General features: G+C 43.0%; 14 protein-coding genes, 1 tRNA gene and 1 rRNA gene. 7 read left to right on the top strand and 9 right to left on the bottom strand.

What is annotated here, in order from left to right; genetic code table 11:
• Positions 1-8: 8 nt before the first annotated feature.
• Positions 9-124 (top strand): 5S ribosomal RNA (gene rrf, locus AACW06_RS11350).
• Between the two features lie 29 nt (positions 125-153).
• A tRNA-Asp gene (locus AACW06_RS11345) sits at positions 154-230 on the top strand.
• 366 nt (positions 231-596) lie between these two features.
• Here AACW06_RS11345 and add read toward each other — a convergent pair.
• The 6 genes from add to glnA all read right to left on the bottom strand — a co-directional run bounded on the left by add (position 597) and on the right by glnA (position 9,107).
• Positions 597-1,598, bottom strand: coding sequence for an adenosine deaminase (gene add, locus AACW06_RS11340; RefSeq protein ID WP_192075130.1), 1,002 nt, complete (start codon positions 1,596-1,598; stop codon positions 597-599).
• A gap of 83 nt (positions 1,599-1,681) precedes the next feature.
• Positions 1,682-4,237: a bifunctional diguanylate cyclase/phosphodiesterase gene (locus AACW06_RS11335; RefSeq protein WP_192075129.1), complete on the bottom strand. Its 2,556-nt coding sequence runs from the start codon at positions 4,235-4,237 to the stop codon at positions 1,682-1,684.
• 94 nt (positions 4,238-4,331) lie between these two features.
• Complete coding sequence (gene glnG / locus AACW06_RS11330) at positions 4,332-5,735, bottom strand: nitrogen regulation protein NR(I) (RefSeq protein WP_192075128.1); 1,404 nt, start codon at positions 5,733-5,735, stop codon at positions 4,332-4,334.
• A 30-nt stretch (positions 5,736-5,765) separates the two neighbouring features.
• Entirely contained in the window at positions 5,766-6,821 is a 1,056-nt protein-coding gene (glnL, locus tag AACW06_RS11325; protein WP_053312253.1) for a nitrogen regulation protein NR(II), read from the bottom strand.
• 131 nt (positions 6,822-6,952) lie between these two features.
• Positions 6,953-7,519 carry a nitrogen regulation protein NR gene (locus tag AACW06_RS11320; RefSeq protein WP_192075127.1) on the bottom strand — a complete coding sequence of 189 codons (567 nt, stop codon included), beginning with the start codon at positions 7,517-7,519 and terminating at the stop codon, positions 6,953-6,955.
• Positions 7,520-7,697: 178 nt separating this feature from the next.
• The gene (glnA, locus tag AACW06_RS11315) at positions 7,698-9,107 is read right to left on the bottom strand and encodes a glutamate--ammonia ligase (RefSeq protein ID WP_192075126.1); all 1,410 of its coding nucleotides are present in this window, start codon (positions 9,105-9,107) and stop codon (positions 7,698-7,700) included.
• Positions 9,108-9,605: 498 nt separating this feature from the next.
• Here glnA and typA point away from each other — a divergent pair, with 498 nt between their 5' ends.
• On the top strand, positions 9,606-11,429 hold the full coding sequence (gene typA, locus AACW06_RS11310) for a translational GTPase TypA (RefSeq protein ID WP_192075125.1): 1,824 nt from the start codon (positions 9,606-9,608) through the stop codon (positions 11,427-11,429).
• 99 nt (positions 11,430-11,528) lie between these two features.
• Complete coding sequence (locus AACW06_RS11305; protein ID WP_192075124.1) at positions 11,529-12,062, top strand: AAA family ATPase; 534 nt, start codon at positions 11,529-11,531, stop codon at positions 12,060-12,062.
• A 166-nt stretch (positions 12,063-12,228) separates the two neighbouring features.
• On the opposite strand, the gene AACW06_RS11300 is transcribed toward AACW06_RS11305, so the two are convergent.
• A complete protein-coding gene (locus tag AACW06_RS11300; RefSeq protein WP_192075123.1) occupies positions 12,229-12,870 on the bottom strand; it encodes a DUF2959 domain-containing protein in 642 nt (213 codons plus the stop codon).
• Between the two features lie 93 nt (positions 12,871-12,963).
• Between AACW06_RS11300 and AACW06_RS11295 the strand changes: the two genes are divergently transcribed.
• From AACW06_RS11295 to AACW06_RS11285, 3 genes are all read left to right on the top strand, one after another.
• On the top strand, positions 12,964-13,905 hold the full coding sequence (locus AACW06_RS11295; RefSeq protein ID WP_272956760.1) for a virulence factor BrkB family protein: 942 nt from the start codon (positions 12,964-12,966) through the stop codon (positions 13,903-13,905).
• Positions 13,877-14,311, top strand: a complete 435-nt coding sequence (gene dtd, locus AACW06_RS11290; RefSeq protein WP_053312248.1) for a D-aminoacyl-tRNA deacylase — start codon at positions 13,877-13,879, stop codon at positions 14,309-14,311. The genes AACW06_RS11295 and dtd overlap by 29 nt, the downstream gene beginning before the upstream one ends.
• A gap of 199 nt (positions 14,312-14,510) precedes the next feature.
• Complete coding sequence (locus tag AACW06_RS11285; RefSeq protein ID WP_053312247.1) at positions 14,511-15,440, top strand: bifunctional GNAT family N-acetyltransferase/hotdog fold thioesterase; 930 nt, start codon at positions 14,511-14,513, stop codon at positions 15,438-15,440.
• Here AACW06_RS11285 and AACW06_RS11280 read toward each other — a convergent pair.
• Both AACW06_RS11280 and pckA read right to left on the bottom strand, forming a co-directional pair.
• Positions 15,404-17,323, bottom strand: coding sequence for an AsmA family protein (locus AACW06_RS11280; protein WP_192075121.1), 1,920 nt, complete (start codon positions 17,321-17,323; stop codon positions 15,404-15,406). The genes AACW06_RS11285 and AACW06_RS11280 overlap by 37 nt on opposite strands.
• 107 nt (positions 17,324-17,430) lie before the next feature.
• Positions 17,431-19,059, bottom strand: coding sequence for a phosphoenolpyruvate carboxykinase (ATP) (gene pckA, locus AACW06_RS11275; protein WP_192075120.1), 1,629 nt, complete (start codon positions 19,057-19,059; stop codon positions 17,431-17,433).
• Between the last annotated feature and the right edge of the window lie 69 nt (positions 19,060-19,128).

Below are 19,128 nucleotides of genomic sequence, written 5' to 3'. Positions count from 1 at the left end.
AGAATTTGCTTGGCGACCATAGCGTTGCGGACCCACCTGACTCCATGCCGAACTCAGAAGTGAAACGCAATAGCGCCGATGGTAGTGTGGGGCTTCCCCATGTGAGAGTAGGACATCGCCAGGCTTTGAATATTGTCTAACCAGACACGCAGCGGAGCGGTAGTTCAGTTGGTTAGAATACCGGCCTGTCACGCCGGGGGTCGCGGGTTCGAGTCCCGTCCGCTCCGCCACTTTATTAGAAACCCCAGCAGCAATGCTGGGGTTTTTTGCGTTTAAGGTATTAAAATACTCATCACTTATTTTCCTTCCACTAGCCTCTCTTCTCTTCCCATATCTTATTGCTACAGCGACAGAAGTGCACAGCACTAAAAATGAGTATGAAAAAGCCGATACATAATACCAATCGTAGTAAATAACTGTTCATCCTAGCTGGTTAAAATGCTCGATAACTGCGTTAGAATTTTTGATTGTAGAATAACTACTTATCTAAAAATCCGGCCTTGTTCTCAAGCCTTTTTCCTGCGCTATTTCTGATCACTTATTTACTGTGATTGGTATAACATGATCGGCTTAGATAAAAAAATATTTGTTCTTTATTAACGGCTGGCTACTTTCTCTTGTAATGCACTTTTATCTTCTTCTGTAAGGAAAGCAAGCTCCAATCCGTTTATTTGAGCTTGGCGAATTTGAGTTTGAGAAAGACCGGCTTGAAGTGCTGCAACTTCATATTCATAAGGTAATTCAATGCCTTCAACTGCAGGGTCATCAGTGTTTAAACAGGCAAGTACACCATGTTCAAGGAATTGCTTAATAGGATGAAGATTGAGTGAGTCAACAGTACTGGTTTGGAAGTTGGATGTTAAGCATGACTCGATACCAATACGCTTTTCTACCAAATAATCCATGAGTCGTGGGTCGTGGATTGCTTTTACGCCATGCCCAATACGCTCTGCGCCGAGCTCTTTAATGGCTTGCCACATACTTTCGGCACCTGCTGCTTCGCCAGCGTGTACAGTTACTTTCAGACCTGCATCTCTTACTTGCTTAAAGTGTGAGATAAAACGGTCTCCGGGTTGACCAAGTTCATCACCGGCGAGATCGACAGCAACTATGTTGTCTTTTTGCGTCAAAATAGCATTCAATTCCTGCTGACACGCTTCTGTACCGAAAGTTCGACTCATGATACCGATGAGATTAGCTTGAATACCAAAATCTCGAACTCCTGCTCGAACGCCATCAACCACAGCTTCGACGACTGCTGCAAGTGGTAGGTTATGTTTCATCGCCATGTAATAAGGTGAGAAACGCAATTCTGCATAATCAATTTGTGCATTTAAAGCATCTTCAACGTTTTCGTAAGCAACACGGCGGCACGCATCAAGATCGCCAAGTACAGCAACACCCCAATCGAGCTTAGATAGGAAGGCAACAAGTGATGGTTCGGCTTCGACAATTTGTACGTGTGGTGTTAATTGTTCAATGTTGTCTGCAGGAAGTTTTACATTGAATTGTTGGCCGAGTTCTAAGATGGTTTTGGTTCGAATATTACCGTCGAGGTGGCGATGTAAATCTGTAAGCGGTAGGTTTTTAGTTATCATTATTTTCTTTCCGAATGTTTTTATCTGACACTAGTATAAAAATCAATATGATCAGTGTCAGTAGTAAAGCCGTTAAAATCGGTCTATTTCGTCGATTTTTGTTTCACGTTAACCATATCTGTTGGCCAATCTGCAAAAGGAATGGCTTTGCTGAATAAAAAGCCTTGTCCATGCGCGCATTTTAGCTGTTTGAGTAAATCCACTTGTTCATTAGTCTCAATGCCCTCTGCGACTATTTCGACATTAAAACCGCGAGTCATGTTAATAATTGCAGCAACAACTGAACTATCTGTGTTTTCTTGAGCTAACTGGGAAACAAATGCCCTATCAATTTTTAAGCAATCAAAAGGGAGTTTGTGCAAATAAGCGAGAGAGCTATAACCTGTACCAAAGTCATCGATGGCAATATCAATCCCAAGTTGTTTGAGTGACTTCATGTTTTCGAGAATGACCGGATCGTTATCTACAATTCTAGATTCAGTTATCTCTAGCGTCAGGTTGCTTGGGGGAAGTTCTGTTTTTTCTAAGGTCTGCTCAAGTTGTTCGATAAAATCTGGTTGAGAAAGTTGGTTTACCGATAGATTTACATGGATCTTGAAAGTGCTATCCCATTTCCCCATCTGGATACCTTTCATGGTATCAAAACAAGATTTGTATAAGATTTGCTCGCCAATTAAACCGATGAAGCCACTCTCTTCCGCAATTGGAATAAAGTCTAAAGGGGGGATAATCTCACCACTTGATGTTACCCAGCGTGCTAAAGCTTCTGCACCTACAATTTTACCCGTAGTAAGCTCTACGATAGGTTGATAAAAGGGGATGTATTCTTGGTTCTCAATCGCCAGCTTAATTTGAGTCAGCATTTGCGTGCGTTTACGTGATTGCTCAGCCATTTCTGGTGAGTAATAGCTGATGTGTGTCAGTTCTAGTTTTGCATTGCTTAATGCGATACTACCGTTACGTAGACTGAGTGTCATATTCGCGCTCTCATCACCGAGCACAACACCAATGGATACGTTGATCACTACTTGTTCACTGTACATCGCAACGGGGGCTGAAAACATTTGTAGAATGTTATTTGCTGCGCTTTGGGTTTCAGATCTTTGCTTTGCGGATGGTATGTAAATGGCAAACTCATCGCCACCAATACGTGCAATGTATGAGTTGTTAGCAAAAAGAGAGCGTAGTCTTTCTGCAATGATCACTAGTAATTTATCGCCTTGTTGATATCCCAGGCTGTCATTGATGTCTCTGAATTTATCTATACCAACGATAAGCAGGCTACCGTTGAGTTTATTTAAATGCTCACAGCTTTCTATTAAACCCTCTCGGCTATAAAGTTTAGTAAGAGAGTCATAGACCAATTGAGAACGAAGTGCTTTAAACGAGGCTTTTAAATTATTTGCCATTTCATTAAATGAATAAACCAATAAGCTTATCTCATAAATCTTTCCTGCCTTAGGCATCGCACTTTCCCAGTCTCCTTTTGCAAGTTGTTTGGCAGCAGAAGCTGTAGCAGTAATCGGTGTGGTTACATGATTAAATGCAATAAGCCCAATTCCAATGCCGATCAGACTGACGATGCATCCGATTATCCAGCTATTTTGCTGATTTTCTGGAAGTTTGCCTAATAGATCAGTTTCCGATATTGAGACCCCTATGAACCAATGAAGGCCATATTGATCTTTAAATGGAGTGAGAAGATTGAAGTAACGAATTCTATCGACGCTGGTTTCAAATTTACTGAGTGAAGAGGATAGCAACGTATTATGGGTATCGACATATTGAGCACTGGCTTGTATTACAGGGTTTGTATTTTCTATTGCAAATAGTCGTTCTCCTTGGGGGGATAAGTTAGTTCCCCATGAGACAACGGCACTTGCGTTTGAGTGGGCAACAAGCCGTTTCTGCTGATCTATGATATATACATTGGCACGCGTCTGTTTTCTTAATGAATTAAGAAAGGTGTTGAAGGTGTTTATTTTTACATCACTAACGACGACGCCGATAAATTGGCTACTATCAAAAACGGGAGCGAGAGCTGAGAGGGTGACTTCTTGGCGTTCGTCGACATTGGCATAAATAGAAGACCAGCCAGATGTGAGACTTTTGGCTACAGGGCTATACCACGGCCGGATTCGAGGATCATAATCAACAATGGTAGAGCGGATGCTTCCATTTATCGTGTCACCTTTATAGATGATTAAATTCTGTTGCGTTCTTTCATCTTGCAGCATGAGCGAGTATTCATGGTCATTTTCTTTTCTAAAACCAACAAACTCGGCTTGCTCCCCACCAAAACTGATGACATCAAGCTGCTCGATTGTTTTGTAAAGACTATCGAAACTGGTTAGCAAATATTGTTCAATTTTACTTGTGTTACCTGGAGTATAGAGGTGGTTGAAGCCAATGCTATGACTGAGAGCGAGACTTGCTTGAAACGGTTTGTCGAGAAAGTTGAGTAGATGTTGCTCAACGTTATTTGTTAAAGAAATAAGTTGTTTGCTACTAAGGTCATCCACGACACCTTCATAGTGATATTTTTGAACGCCAATGATCACACCAATGGTGAGCAGGAAGATCATAACAAACGGGAGAACAACGGCTGCTCTCAGCGTAATTTGGTTGATAAATGGCATATCGTGTCTTTTCTTCCATAAAAAATTGAGAAAACACGCGAAGGAAGAGGGGGATTTAGCTTGCTGATTACAAGCTAATCACCAGCTTAAGTTATTAGTAAAGTTCTTTTAACTTCCTTGTCAGCGTGTTGCGTCCCCATCCTAGCACCTTTGCGGCATCTTGTTTATGCCCATTGGTATGATGGAGTGCTGCTTCTAAAAGTATACGTTCAAATTCAGGGAGTGCGTAAGAAAGCAGTTCAGTTTCTCCTGAAGCTAAGGATGACTTAGCCCAACTTGCAAGTTGTTGTTGCCAACTTATATCATTATCAAACTCGTTATTTTTCTTTTCTGATAATAATTCGGAAGGAAGATCACTGGGCAGAACCTCACTGCCACTTGCCATCACGGTTAGCCATCGACAAATATTTTCAAGTTGACGCACGTTACCTGGCCATTCTAATCGATTTAAAATCTCGACACTTTTAGGGTGTAAGGTCTTCATCTCCACACTTAGCTCTTTCGCTGCTAGGGCTAGGAAATGTTTTGTTAGCTTTTCAATATCCTGACGTCGTTCACGTAGTGCTGGAATATGAATTCGAATCACATTGAGGCGGTGAAATAAATCTTCGCGGAATTTGCCTTGATGAACGAGCTTCTCTAAATTTTGGTGAGTTGCAGCGACAATGCGTACGTCAACTTTGATCGCTGAATGTCCTCCAACCCGATAAAACTGACCGTCGGCGAGGACGCGTAATAAACGGGTCTGAATATCGAGTGGCATATCACCGATTTCATCTAGAAATAACGTTCCACCATTGGCTTGCTCGAAGCGGCCTTGGCGGACGCTATTCGCACCAGTGAATGCTCCTCTCTCATGGCCAAATAGCTCCGATTCAATAAGGTCTTTGGGGATTGCGGCCATATTCAGGGCTATAAACGGTTTTTGTGAGCGAGGACTGTGGCGATGAAGTGCATGCGCGACTAACTCTTTGCCGGTACCTGACTCACCATTAATGAGCACTGAAATAGACGAACGAGATAAACGACCAATCGCACGAAACACCTCTTGCATTGATGGTGCTTCACCGATGATTTCTGGCGTGTCATCAATGCCAGCTTGCTGGGCTGATTGTTCTTTACGTTGCTCTTGACCGTGAGCGATCGCTCGTTCAACTAAGGTAAGTGTTTCATCTACATCGAATGGTTTAGGCAGATATTCAAAAGCGCCTTTTTGATAAGCATTAACGGCTGCGTCTAGGTCAGAATGCGCGGTCATAATAATAACGGGCAATTCAGGAGAGCGAGAGTGAACTTGATTGAGCAGTTCGATACCGTCAATGCCTGGCATTCGTATGTCTGAAATGAGTACATCTGGCGTTTCTCTTTCTAGTGCCATCAATACACTTTCTGCATCCGAGAAGGTTTCACATTTTATATTGGCAGACGAAAGTGTTTTTTCCATTACCCAACGGATTGAACTATCGTCATCGACAACCCAAACGTATCCTTTACTCATAATTTTTATTCCTTGACAGCAAACTGAATATCACAGTGGTGAAATGGGTAAATATATTGTAAATGTTGTTCTACCTGGCCAGCTTTCTACATCAATTTTTCCATTATGTTGGTCAATGAGATTTTGTGAGATTGAGAGACCTAAGCCTGTCCCGCCTTCTCGCCCACTGACCATTGGGTAGAAGAGTGTGTCTTGCAATTCCAATGGAATACCAGGTCCGTTATCGGTGATCTCGATACGTGCGACCAATTTATGCCGCTGGCCATGAATATTAGCTTGGTGCACCGTTCTGGTGCGCAACGTTATTTTTCCGTGTGGCTGGGATGTTAATATTTGAGCTGCATTGCTGACGATATTGAGTAAAGCTTGTTCGATTTGATCGGTATCCATCAAAATATCCGGCAGGCTTGGGTCATAATCTCGCTCTATTACTAAATTGGTGCTAGCTTCTAGCTCGACCAGCTGTCGAACTTTTTCCAAGATGACATGCAAGTTTTCAGACTGCTTTTTGCCAGGTCTTTGTGGACCAAGCAAGCGATCCACCAGCGCACGTAAGCGGTCTGCTTGCTCAATAATGATTTGGGTGTATTCAGTTAAGCTCTGGTCAGGAAGCATTCTTTCCAGCAGTTGAGCTGCACCACGCAGTCCACCTAATGGGTTTTTAATTTCATGTGCTAAGCCTCTCACCAGTAACTTTGCAGCTTGTTGTTGTGCGTGTTGGTTGAGCTCTTGAGTTAGGCGACGCTGTTGCCCCACTTTTCGCATTTCGACCAATAGCATTAATTCACGTTGCCAAGATATTGGACTTACAGTGACTTCAAGCATCAGCGGTTTACCATCAACGACAAACGTAACATCACTGTCAGTAATGCTTTGACCACTTTGCAAAGGTTGAGATAGCAATGCTAAATCTAACGAAGCATGCTGGATTAATTTCGATAAAGGTTGGTTGATGATACGCTTGGCACTTTGGGAAAATAATTGTTCTGCTGCAGGGTTGGCGTAACGGACCGAAAGTGATTCATCTAGCATCAATGTCGCGGTGACCACATTGTTTAAAATGGTTTGGCTTAGCTCGTAATTCACGTTTTCATCCTTGTTCGCGTTCCAAAATGGTGCGCCGCACAAACTTGGTGCATCATATGGCTAAGTATGGCGCATTGGTATCAGAAGAAAAAGTGAAACCTATTGTTATATCAAGCGTCTTGGTCAGAAGGTCATTGTTTCACAGTTGCTCGATGTAAATGCACCGTCACAATCGATGAAGATGCAATAACCTTGCCGTTTACAACTGATTGAATTAAAAAGCGATGACTGCCTCGGTCAATGTTTTTTAGCACCCAACGAGTTTGATTTGTTGGCGCGCTATAGGGCTTTTCATTAAGTAGTAGTTGCAATTGTTCTACGGCACTTAAACGGCGATTCAGCTCAAATTGAATCGTAATTTGCCCAGCGCTGTTATGAATATTTTCATTATTGGTTGGTGAAATGATAGTTATGGTAAGTGGCACTAAAACTGGTGAGTATTTATCTTGCGTGGTTTTGTCGAGCTGAGGTTGCTCGGCAGGTTCGAGTGCTTCAAAAGTAGGAGTTGTGGCTACGACATGAGCGTCGGCAATGACTATTTTTTCAGTTCGGTAGTTTAGTTGGGCATCATCACTTATTGGCTCATCACTAAAGTGGCGAATGTTATCGCCATTTACCCATGTGTACACATTCTGAGCGTTGCTAAGTGTTGCAATAAACACGCTGAGCGTAATGATGATGCTACGAATTAGGTTCACGATCTCTTCCTTCAAAAAGATGTTTTCACATTAGGTGAATAGCGGCGCATATGGCCGTTATTGCTATAACACTAATGCTAGCGTGTGCTTGCTTTTCTCCTAATATTAAAAAGGCCCGCCTGCGAGGCGAGCCTAATAAATCAGTAACCAAAGTTACATTTTACACTTGGGATAAGAATTATACAGAGTAGTACAATTCAAATTCTAGTGGGTGAACAGCCATATTCACACGTTCTACATCTTTTGATTTTAGCGCGATGTAAGAGTCGATGAAATCATCAGAGAATACGCCGCCAGCGGTTAAGAACTCACGGTCTTCGTCCAGTGCTTTCAGAGCCACTTCTAGTGATTCTGCTACTTTTGGAATCTCAGCTGCTTCTTCCGCAGGTAGGTCATACAAATCTTTATCCATTGCTTCACCTGGGTGGATCTTGTTCTTGATACCATCAAGACCAGCCATAAGAAGTGCTGCAAACGCTAAGTATGGGTTTGCTGCTGGATCTGGGAAGCGAGCTTCGATACGACGTGCTTTCGGGCTTGGTACCACAGGGATACGGATAGAAGCTGAGCGGTTACGAGCTGAGTAAGCGAGCATAACTGGTGCTTCAAACCCTGGAACAAGACGCTTGTATGAGTTAGTTGACGGGTTAGCAAATGCGTTGATAGCGCGCGCGTGCTTGATAATACCGCCAATGTAGTAAAGCGCTAGGTCAGATAGACCGCCGTATTTGTCACCAGCAAATAGGTTTACACCGTCTTTTGCTAGAGATTGGTGAACGTGCATACCGCTACCGTTGTCGCCAACAAGTGGTTTAGGCATGAAAGTTGCTGTTTTACCAAATGCGTGAGCAACGTTATGAACAACGTACTTATAGATTTGGATTTCATCTGCTTTAGTCGTTAGCGTGTTGAAGCGAGTTGCGATTTCGTTTTGACCCGCTGTCGCTACTTCATGGTGGTGTGCTTCAACAACTAAGCCCATCTCTTCCATGATCAAACACATCGCTGAGCGAATATCTTGTGATGAGTCAACTGGCGCTACTGGGAAGTAACCACCTTTAACACCTGGACGGTGACCTTTGTTACCGCCTTCGATGTCGGCACCAGTATTCCATGCTGCTTCTACGTCATCAATTTTAAATGATGCACCAGACATGTCGTTGCTGTATTTCACGTCATCGAATAGGAAGAATTCAGGTTCTGGGCCAACAAGAACGGTGTCTGCTATGCCTGTAGAGCGCATGTAATCTTCAGCGCGTTTAGCGATAGAGCGTGGGTCACGGTCGTAACCTTGCATGGTTGCAGGCTCTAGAATATCACAACGGATGTTTAGCGTTGCATCTTCTGTGAATGGGTCAAGAACTGCACTTGATGCGTCCGGCATCATTACCATGTCAGATTCATTAATGCCTTTCCAGCCAGCAACTGATGAACCATCGAACATCTTACCTTCTTCGAAGAAGTCTGCGTCGATTTGGTGAGCAGGAATTGAGATATGTTGCTCTTTACCTTTTGTATCGGTAAAGCGCAGGTCAATAAACTTAACTTCGTTTTCTTGGATAAGCGATAGAACGTTTTCTACTGACATCTTGGATAACCTCCAGTGTTATTAAAGCGGTAATAGCCCGAATCGATTGAAACTAGCATTGATTAATTTCATTTCAAACTTATTAATCGATGCTGTTTCCGTTAAAGCCAAATTCATGCCAAAAAAATTAGTCCATTAATTTCAATTGGTTGCTTAATTTAGTGTCTGGTTTTAATAGATGATTGCACCATAATGATCTTTCTCTGCACCATGTTGGTGCTTGGTTGTTTTCGCTGCACCATTATCAAACAAGCTTGGACTATTCAGCCTAGATTTAAACATCTTGTCAATGAGGATTTTGTTCCTTTTGATGCAATTTGTTTCAAATCAAGTTAAGGGCTAAACTGGTAGGGAGCGAAAATCAGCGTGATAGATCACATATTTCTAGGTTTTTCGCCAAAATCTGGTACATTATTGACCGTTTTTAAAATCAAGTTCTATGCTCGTTGCAGTAATGTCCCGAAGCGAGTTACTCCTTTAATAAGTGAAGCAAAATCCATGGCTACTCCACAGATTGATAAATTAAGAAATATCGCGATCATCGCACACGTCGACCACGGTAAAACAACCTTGGTTGATAAACTCCTGCAGCAGTCAGGTACGTTAGAGTCTCGCGGTGAAACGGAAGAGCGGGTCATGGACTCGAACGATATCGAGAAAGAGCGCGGTATTACTATTCTTGCGAAAAATACAGCAATCAACTGGAACGATTACCGCATCAACATCGTAGACACCCCAGGACACGCAGACTTCGGTGGTGAAGTTGAACGTATCATGTCTATGGTTGACTCTGTTTTGCTTATCGTTGACGCTGTTGATGGCCCAATGCCACAAACGCGTTTCGTAACACAAAAAGCATTCGCACACGGCTTGAAGCCAATTGTTGTTATCAACAAAATCGACCGTCCAGGTGCTCGTCCTGATTGGGTTATGGATCAAGTATTCGACCTATTCGATAACCTAGGTGCAACTGATGAACAGCTAGACTTTAAAGTCGTTTACGCTTCAGCACTAAACGGTTGGGCTACGCTAGAAGAAGGTGAGACTGGCGAAAATATGGAACCACTGTTCCAAGCAGTTGTTGACACAGTAGAAGCACCAAACGTAGACCTTGATGGCCCGCTGCAAATGCAAGTGTCTCAGCTTGATTACAGCTCTTATGTTGGTGTTATCGGTGTTTGTCGTGTAACTCGTGGTTCTGTTAAAGCAAACCAACAAGTGACCATTATTGGTGCAGACGGCAAAAAACGTAACGGTAAAGTGGGTACGGTTTTAGGTTATCTTGGCCTTGAGCGTCATGAAGTTGAAAAAGCTAATGCTGGTGACATTATCGCGGTAACGGGTTTGGGCGAGCTTAAAATCTCGGACACTATCTGTGACCAAAACAATGTAGAAGCTATGGTTCCACTTTCTGTTGATGAACCAACAGTAACCATGACTTTCCAAGTAAACACTTCTCCTTTTGCAGGTAAAGAAGGTAAGTTCGTGACTTCACGTAACATTCTTGAGCGTCTGCAAAAAGAATTGGTACACAACGTTGCACTACGTGTTGAAGAAACTGATAACCCAGACCGTTTCCGTGTATCAGGTCGTGGTGAGCTTCACCTTTCAATCCTTATCGAAAACATGCGTCGTGAAGGTTTTGAGTTAGCGGTATCTCGTCCTGAAGTTATCATCAAAGAAGAAGATGGTCAGAAAATGGAACCGTTTGAAACGGTAACCATCGACGTAATGGAAGAACACCAAGGCGGCATTATGGAGAAAATTGGTTTACGTAAAGGTGAACTGAAAGATATGTCTCCAGATGGTAAAGGCCGTGTACGTTTAGACTTCGCGATGCCATCTCGTGGTTTGATTGGTTTCCAAACGGAATTCATGACGCTGACTTCAGGTTCTGGTTTGCTTTACCATACATTTGATCACTACGGTCCACACAAAGGTGGTACCATTGGTCAACGTAACAATGGTGTGCTTATCTCTAATGCAACCGGTAAAGCATTGACTTACGCACTGTTTAACCTACAAGAGCGTGGCCGTCTATTTACTGAGCACGCAGATGAAGTTTACGAAGGTCAAGTTATCGGTATTCATAACCGTTCTAACGACTTAACAGTTAACTGCCTGAAAGGTAAACAGCTAACTAACGTTCGTGCTTCTGGTACTGATGAAGCGCAAGTGCTTTCTCCGGCAATCAAGTACACGCTTGAGCAAGCTCTAGAGTTCATTGATGATGATGAACTAGTAGAAGTAACGCCAGAGAGCATTCGTATTCGTAAGCGTCACCTGACTGAAAACGATCGTAAACGTGCAAGCCGTGGCTAAGCTTAAAAGCTAAACCTGCACTTCGTAGAGTAATATGAAAGGGTGAGAAATAACTTCTCGCCCTTTTTTGTATCTGTCGTTTTTATTTAAAGGAAGAAGATGAAACCGATTATTATTTCTGGCGGTCCTGGAGCTGGAAAAACCACAATCATTGAACAATTAAAACACCGAGGATATCTCACCTTTGCTGAAGGTTCTCGTACGCTGATTGAGCAGCAAAGCCAGCATAAAGATGGCATATTACCGTGGACTGACTTAGCGGCTTTTGCGCAGTTATGCTTACAATTGATGAGTGAACAGAAGCGGCAAGCGCAACAAAGTGGAAAACAGTGTTTTTTGGATAGAGCGATTCCTGATATTTGCGCCTATCTAAAGCAAGGTGGCTTGGCAGTGCCTGATGAATATATTCAAGAGAGCCAAGGTTATCATCGATATGCTTTTCTCTGCCGTCCTGAAGCGTCAATTTACGTTCAGGATGCCGTGCGTCCTCATTCATTTTTAGAAGCGTTAGAGATTCATCGTAAGCTACAAGAAACTTACCAAACGCTTGGATTTGAGGTGATTGAAGTGCCTTGGGGAAGCGTAATAGAGCGAGCCGACTTTATCGAAGCTAATACCAATCATAGTGAATAGCTGGTCATCCTCGCTTGTTAAAACACTCGATAACGGCGTTAGAATTTTTGATGGTAGAATAACTACTGATCGATAAATTCCGCCTTGTTATCAAGCATTTTTTTACGCTATTTCTGATCATGTATTTACTGTGATTAGTATGAGATTCAGTCGGCGTAAGTGTCTTTTATTTAGCGTTGAGCTTGGTTAAAAACTTATCAGACTCAGCAATCGCAGTGTTCATTTGTTTGATCGCATAGCTGATATCTTGCTCTAAACTGATGAATTCACTTTGCATAGAACCTATCGCACTCGCATTCAAGTTGTGTTTTAAATACAACGTATTGTCTCTGAGCGTATTAAGTACTGGTGTCATTTTCTGCTCGGCGCGCTTCATGGCTGACAGCATGGTTTGATAAGACGCTTTTGTTTCTTTCAGCTTTTGTTGGCTTGCTCGTTTCAGTTTGCTGCTGGTATAAAGTTCTAGCTCAGATTGCCATTCATCAAATAGGGCATCAGATACATCTTCAATGGCAGCAATACGATTACTAACCTCTTGTGCGGCTTGTTCACTATCCTGGTATTTATCGTTGATCTGGTTATAAACTTCTTCAAGCTCACCGCCGTTGAAATTGGTCAGTACAGATAATGCCTCTAGAGCACTAGTAAATTCTTGCTGAGCATCTTGTTGAGAGGTTTTAGCATCTTCAACGCGATCAACCATAATATCTCGTTTGTGATAACCAACTTGTTCCAGCGCAGAATAGTAAGCCGATTGACAACCTGTTAACGTGAAGATGGAGACAAGTACGGCGAGCAAATAAGGCATCTTAATTTCCTTTCGATTAGAATGACTTTGATACGACGGAGTCTCAAAGTGATTGGTGGTATGAGTAAGCGGTTTATGGATAAGTCTAGTACAATGAATGAGTTGATAGGGAGATACAAGTTGAAATTTGATCAAGCCGTGAAAGCTGGGATCCAGTTTATACGTTATCTGCTGAACCGTATGGGCCATGACCGTGTTAACGTAAATGCGGGCTATTTAGCCTATATCACGTTACTATCGATTGTTCCGATGCTGACTGTTCTTCTGTCCATTCTCTCCTCATTTTCTATTTTCACCAATGTTGGTGTTGTGATTCAAGATTTCGTTATTACCCACTTTGTTCCTGCTGCGGGTGATGTGGTGCGCGAAGCATTAATCGAGTTTATTGCCAATACGGGCAAGATGACGGCAGTTGGTGGTGGCTTTTTATTTGTCGCCGCGTTAATGCTGATATCAAATATTGATAAGAATTTGAACTACATTTGGCGAGTAAAAAAGAAGCGTCGTATGGTGCTGTCTTTTTCAATGTACTGGATGGTGTTGACACTTGGCCCTATTTTGGTTGGTGCGAGTATTGCGGCGACGTCTTACATCACCTCTCTGAAAATCGTTGATAATGAAACCGTCACCGGAGCGTATAATTTACTACTACGCTGGCTGCCTTTTATCTTGTCATTTTGCGCATTTGTGGGCCTTTACCTACTGGTTCCCAACAAGAAAGTGCATTTTTCCCATGCACTTATTGGCGCTATTGTGGCTGCGCTTTTATTTGAATTCAGCAAGAAAGGGTTTGCTGCATACATTACTCAATTTCCTTCGTATCAACTTATTTATGGCGCGCTAGCTGCAATTCCTATTTTGTTTGTCTGGGTGTATTTGTGTTGGATGATTGTGTTGGTTGGTGCTGAAGTGACAGCTGCTTTAGGTGAGAAAGAGCACTGGAGCAACAGCAAAGAAATGCTAAACTCATCGCCAGTTTCAAATCAAGAAGTGAAAGGAAGTCAAAGTGATAGCGTTGATCCAGAGAGTGAGTGAAGCCGCCGTTCGTGTTGATGGTCAAGTGGTTGGTGAAATAAACCAAGGTTTATTAGTCTTACTGGGTGTTGAAAAAGACGATGATGAAGCGAAAGCAAAGCGTCTAGTCGAACGAGTCACTAGCTACCGCGTTTTTGAAGACCAAGACGGAAAGATGAACTTAAACGTCCAACAAGTGAACGGTCAGGTATTGGTGGTGTCTCAATTTACATTACCTGCTGATACGAAAAAGGGAACGCGAGCAGGATTTTCTAAAGGTGCTCATCCGGCAGACGCTGAACGTCTGTATGATTACTTCTCGGATCGATGTGAACAAGTCTTACCTACTCAGCGAGGCCGCTTTGCCGCGGATATGAAAGTATCACTGATCAATGATGGTCCAGTAACGTTCTGGCTTCAGGTTTAATAAAGGAATTAATGGTCGCTTCTTTAGTTTGGATATACCTTTCCCAGCTAGAGGCTACAGCAGTGTTGGTTAGGTTTTCACCCCCCAAGCACATAGTTTATCTATGCTGATGGGGGGAACTTGCTTGCCATCTATCTGTAACTTCAAGCTGTTCGGGTATCGTTCTTACTAGTAGGTTCGGCAATTTAGGGATAGCAATATGTTTAAACTGATTACACCAATTACCGACAACCAACTCAATAAGTATTATCACTTTCGTTGGCAAATGTTGCGTGAACCATGGCATTTGCCGATTGGTTCTGAACGAGATGAATATGATGGCATGAGCCACCACCGCATGATCGTCGATGGGCGTGGACGGCCGATTGCGATTGGTCGACTTTACATCACGCCTGACTGTGAAGGTCAAATTCGCTACATGGCGGTCAAAAGTAGTCGTCGTAGCAAAGGCATGGGTTCACTTGTGCTGGTGGCATTAGAGTCGCTTGCTCGCCAAGAGGGAGCGAAGCGTTTGGTGTGTAATGCGCGCGAAGATGCCATCGCCTTTTATGAAAGGAATGGCTTTGAAAGACGTGGATCGTTAACCGATGAGCGTGGCCCAGTGCGTCATCAGCAAATGGTTAAGCCGCTTGACCCTATGGCAAACGTATTACGCAAGCCTGAATGGTGTACGGAATTACAAGAGCGTTGGGCGACTCATATCCCCATTAGTGAAAAAATGGGTATTAAAGTTACTCAGTATACTGGTTACCAATTTGAATGTAGTGCCCAATTAAATCCCAACCTTAACCCGCATAACACCATGTTTGCCGGTTCAGCATTTACCTTGGCAACTCTTACCGGCTGGGGGATGGCGTGGTTATTGATGCGAGAGAGAAACCTAGACGGTGACATTGTTTTGGTTGATAGTCGAATTCGTTATCGTCACCCTGTAGTACATAATCCGGTGGCATTAACATCACTTGATGGGATCAGTGGTGATTTAGACCGATTAGCCAGCGGACGCAAAGCGCGTATTGTGGTGGATGTGACTATTGCTAGTGGGGATAAACCAGCAGTTGAGTTCGTTGGTACTTACATGCTTATCCCCAATTACCAAGAGCTGTTGGCAGAATTATCTGACTCTTGAGGGTCACATGAATAGTTCATTTGCTGCTTGTCGTGAATCAGTTCAAAGCGAGTTTCACGGCAAGTTTGCTTAACATCAACGCTAATCTGTGCATTTTTCATATCGAGTAAGTCAATATTACCAGTGATGTTCAGTTGTATATCCTGCGTGGCCAGTTGAGTGGGTTCAATTATTATGCGTCCCCGATCAGCGGTAATCGTCAGGTCATCCAAGTTAAAAGGATGCTCTGTTCTTTGATCGTATTCATTGCTGGTCAGTAACGTTGCTTCGCGTAGGTTTGCTTTCAAACTACCCGTTAAGGAATGAGCTAGAGTTGAGTGATCACTCGCCAGACCTTGCAATTGCACTTCAAATTCACTAACCCCTTCGATGCTAAAAGGTAATGGTAGAGCATTATTGATAAGAGATAGAGAAAAACCATCAGCGTGAATTTCAGTTTGCCAAGGCCCGCTGATTGCGTTGAAGTCCCACTTAGCTATTGCATCGATATAACCTTTTTCTAAAGGAATAAACAGGCGATCTAAACTCCACTTTCCTTGATCGCTGTGCATTTCAATCACGCTTTGCGTGGCAAGTACACTGTCATAACTGGCGCTATTTGCTGTTATCTGCAACTCTCCTTGCCATAACCCAAAGCGTTTGTTGTTAATCAACGTCAGATCGTGTCCCTCGATATTTACACCAGAAAGTTGCCAGTAAGGGGCTTTGGCAAGTTGTATAATCTGGCTGTTACCGATATTTAGCTTTTCTATACTCATGTTTTCAATTGGTGATAGCAACTGAGCGAGCCAATCGAAGCCATGTGCCGTCTCATTGACCCATTTTAAACCGCGAACATTAAGCTGCTTTAATGACAGAGACGATGGAGTCATGCTCCCCGATAACTGAATATCACCTTGATACAGCTCAGCATTAAAGTCATTGATAATGAGTTGCCCTGGGCGCGTTTCGATACTAATACTGGGTTCAACCCACTGCTGACCGAACCAAGTCGCATCGTCTGCTCTAAGTGATACATAGCCTTGCTTTTGTTGCCAAAGTGAAGCGTGCGGATAGAGGTTTTCTAGTGAGATATCAACATTGCGCAAGTTCACATCATCCATAGTCAAATTGCTATTTAAGATATCCAGACTGTTGATGTGATCGATCTGGTTGATTAAATACGCTTGGCTGATTCGAGTCAGTCGCTTACTTTCGTTGGCGCTAAGGTTGAGTTTATCAACCGTGACGTTGACCAGAGACCATCCTTGTGGATATTGTTCAGCTTGTCCTGAAATAGCCGCACCTTGCCATGTAAATGAAAGCCCATAAACGGTGCTGTTATGTGGCTTGTAATCCATATCTAGCAGCACATTATTTAAAGCTTCACCTTGCCAGTAGAGTTGTTCGGCAGAAAATTGAATCTCTCCAAAAGGAATTGATGAGTGCTTATCTGACCAAGAGGGTTGCTTGATCTGCGTATTAACTCCACGGGCCACCCAACTTTGATGAGCGATATCGACATTATGCAGTGCTAATTGATGAAGATAGAGATAAGGAAGGCGCGGCAGGTTAGGAATATCATGCTGCAAGCTAAGACCATCAAGTAAGATACTATCAATTACCAATTGGTTATTGTGGATCAGAGTGGTATTAAGCCAAATATCAGCCTGTGCAATGGGGGTTGTCTGTTTATCTTGATGTATTACCAGGTGATGAAAGCGAAAATGTAAAGGGTATTGGTACTCGACCGATTCAAAGGTGATATTGCCCTTAGAAAGTCGCTCTACAACCAATTGGCTAACTGGTGTAGCGTATTGGGTATGTAACAAAGCAAAACAGCCCAACAGCGCGGTTAGCACAAGAGCGATAACTGTAATCAGTAACGCCAATACCTTTTTCATGATTTCCCTATCCCTAATCCCTTGTCGTGACAGAGTGAAACAAATTCTCTTTATCGGCAACAAAAAAAAGCCCCTGTTAAAAGGGGCTTGTTACAAACTTATCAGTTTTAGTCGATTTGAGGGCCTGCTGCCACTAAAGATTGACCTTCTGCGTTATCGGTGTACTTCGCAAAGTTATTGATAAAGCGAGAAGCTAGATCGTGCGCCTTGCTTTCCCATTGTAATGGATCAACGTAAGTGTCACGAGGGTCTAGAATAGCAGCATCAACACCTGGAAGTGATGTTGGTACTTCTAAGTTGAAGATTGGAATATGCTTTGTCTCTGCATTTTCAATCGAACCGTTTAGGATTGCATCGATAATACCGCGCGTATCTTGAATCGAAATACGTTTACCACTGCCATTCCAACCGGTGTTAACTAAGTAAGCTTCTGCACCGGCCGCTTCCATACGTTTTACCAATACTTCTGCGTATTTGGTTGGATGTAGCGTTAAGAACGCTGCGCCAAAACAAGCTGAGAATGTCGGTGTTGGTTCAGTAATACCTCGCTCAGTACCTGCAAGTTTAGCAGTAAAGCCTGATAAGAAGTGATATTTGGTTTGTTCTGGTGTCAATTTTGATACTGGAGGGAGCACGCCAAATGCATCAGCCGATAGGAAGATTACTTTATTCGCGTGACCGCCTTTTGAAACTGGCTTAACGATATTGTCGATATGGTGAATTGGGTAAGAAACACGAGTGTTTTCGGTTTTCGAACCATCATCGAAATCAATAGAGCCATCATTGCGCACTGTTACGTTTTCTAATAGGGCATCACGGCGAATAGCGTTGTAGATGTCTGGTTCAGCTTCTTTAGAGAGTTTAATGGTTTTTGCGTAACAACCACCTTCGAAGTTAAACACACCTTCGTCATCCCAACCATGTTCATCATCACCGATCAAAGCGCGTTTTGGATCGGTTGAAAGGGTGGTTTTACCTGTGCCAGATAAGCCGAAGAAAATTGCAACATCGCCTTCTTTACCCATGTTTGCAGAGCAGTGCATAGAAGCAATACCTTGTAGAGGCAAGAAGTAGTTCATCATTGCGAACATACCTTTTTTCATCTCGCCGCCGTACCAAGTACCGCCAATCAATTGCATACCTTCACTTAAATTAAATACAGTAAAGTTTTCAGAATTCAAGCCATGCTCTTCCCATTTTTTGTTGACACATTTTGCGCCATTCATGACAACGAAGTCAGGTTCAAATGTAGCGAGCTCTTCCTCGGTAGGACGGATGAACATGTTCTTAACAAAGTGCGCTTGCCATGCCACTTCGGTGATAAAACGAATACTTAGGCGAGACTCTGGGTTTGCACCGCAGTAGCCATCTAAAACAAATACTCGCTTACCGGAAAGCTGGTTGGTAACCAGTTCTTTTAGGTCATTCCATGTTTCTTGATCAATGGGTTTGTTATCGTTTTTTACTGTGTCTGAAGTCCACCACATATTTTCACGAGTGGTGTCATCTTTCACAATGAATTTATCTTTTGGTGAGCGGCCAGTAAAAATACCTGTATCGACAGCTACCGCGCCAAGCTCAGTGACGATGCCTTTTTCATAGCCTTCGAGTTCTGGGCGAGTCTCTTCTTCGAACAGTTGTTCATAACTTGGGTTGCGAACAACTTCAGTTACATTTTTTAATCCGTGTTGGGTTAGGTCTAATTGTGCAGCCTTTGTGTGTTCCATAACGGTCATAGGTGCTCCTTATAAGGATTTTGTAGGGATTTTGTAATTGTTATCTGCTCACCATGCTAGCAACGAGAC

The organism is Vibrio sp. S12_S33 (genome assembly GCF_963889785.1).
Classification (GTDB): domain Bacteria; phylum Pseudomonadota; class Gammaproteobacteria; order Enterobacterales; family Vibrionaceae; genus Vibrio; species Vibrio aestuarianus.
This window is presented reverse-complemented; position numbering and strand designations above follow the sequence as displayed.

What these genes read in the sequence shown, in the direction of transcription:
- AACW06_RS11305 (WP_192075124.1), top strand. Translation starts at nt 11,529, where the DNA reads ATGAAACCGATTATTATTTCTGGCGGTCCTGGAGCTGGAAAAACCACA.
- AACW06_RS11280 (WP_192075121.1), bottom strand. Translation starts at nt 17,323, where the DNA reads ATGAAAAAGGTATTGGCGTTACTGATTACAGTTATCGCTCTTGTGCTA.
- glnG (WP_192075128.1), bottom strand. Translation starts at nt 5,735, where the DNA reads ATGAGTAAAGGATACGTTTGGGTTGTCGATGACGATAGTTCAATCCGT.
- typA (WP_192075125.1), top strand. Translation starts at nt 9,606, where the DNA reads ATGGCTACTCCACAGATTGATAAATTAAGAAATATCGCGATCATCGCA.
- add (WP_192075130.1), bottom strand. Translation starts at nt 1,598, where the DNA reads ATGATAACTAAAAACCTACCGCTTACAGATTTACATCGCCACCTCGAC.
- pckA (WP_192075120.1), bottom strand. Translation starts at nt 19,059, where the DNA reads ATGACCGTTATGGAACACACAAAGGCTGCACAATTAGACCTAACCCAA.
- AACW06_RS11285 (WP_053312247.1), top strand. Translation starts at nt 14,511, where the DNA reads ATGTTTAAACTGATTACACCAATTACCGACAACCAACTCAATAAGTAT.
- AACW06_RS11335 (WP_192075129.1), bottom strand. Translation starts at nt 4,237, where the DNA reads ATGCCATTTATCAACCAAATTACGCTGAGAGCAGCCGTTGTTCTCCCG.
- glnA (WP_192075126.1), bottom strand. Translation starts at nt 9,107, where the DNA reads ATGTCAGTAGAAAACGTTCTATCGCTTATCCAAGAAAACGAAGTTAAG.
- AACW06_RS11295 (WP_272956760.1), top strand. Translation starts at nt 12,964, where the DNA reads ATGAATGAGTTGATAGGGAGATACAAGTTGAAATTTGATCAAGCCGTG.
- AACW06_RS11300 (WP_192075123.1), bottom strand. Translation starts at nt 12,870, where the DNA reads ATGCCTTATTTGCTCGCCGTACTTGTCTCCATCTTCACGTTAACAGGT.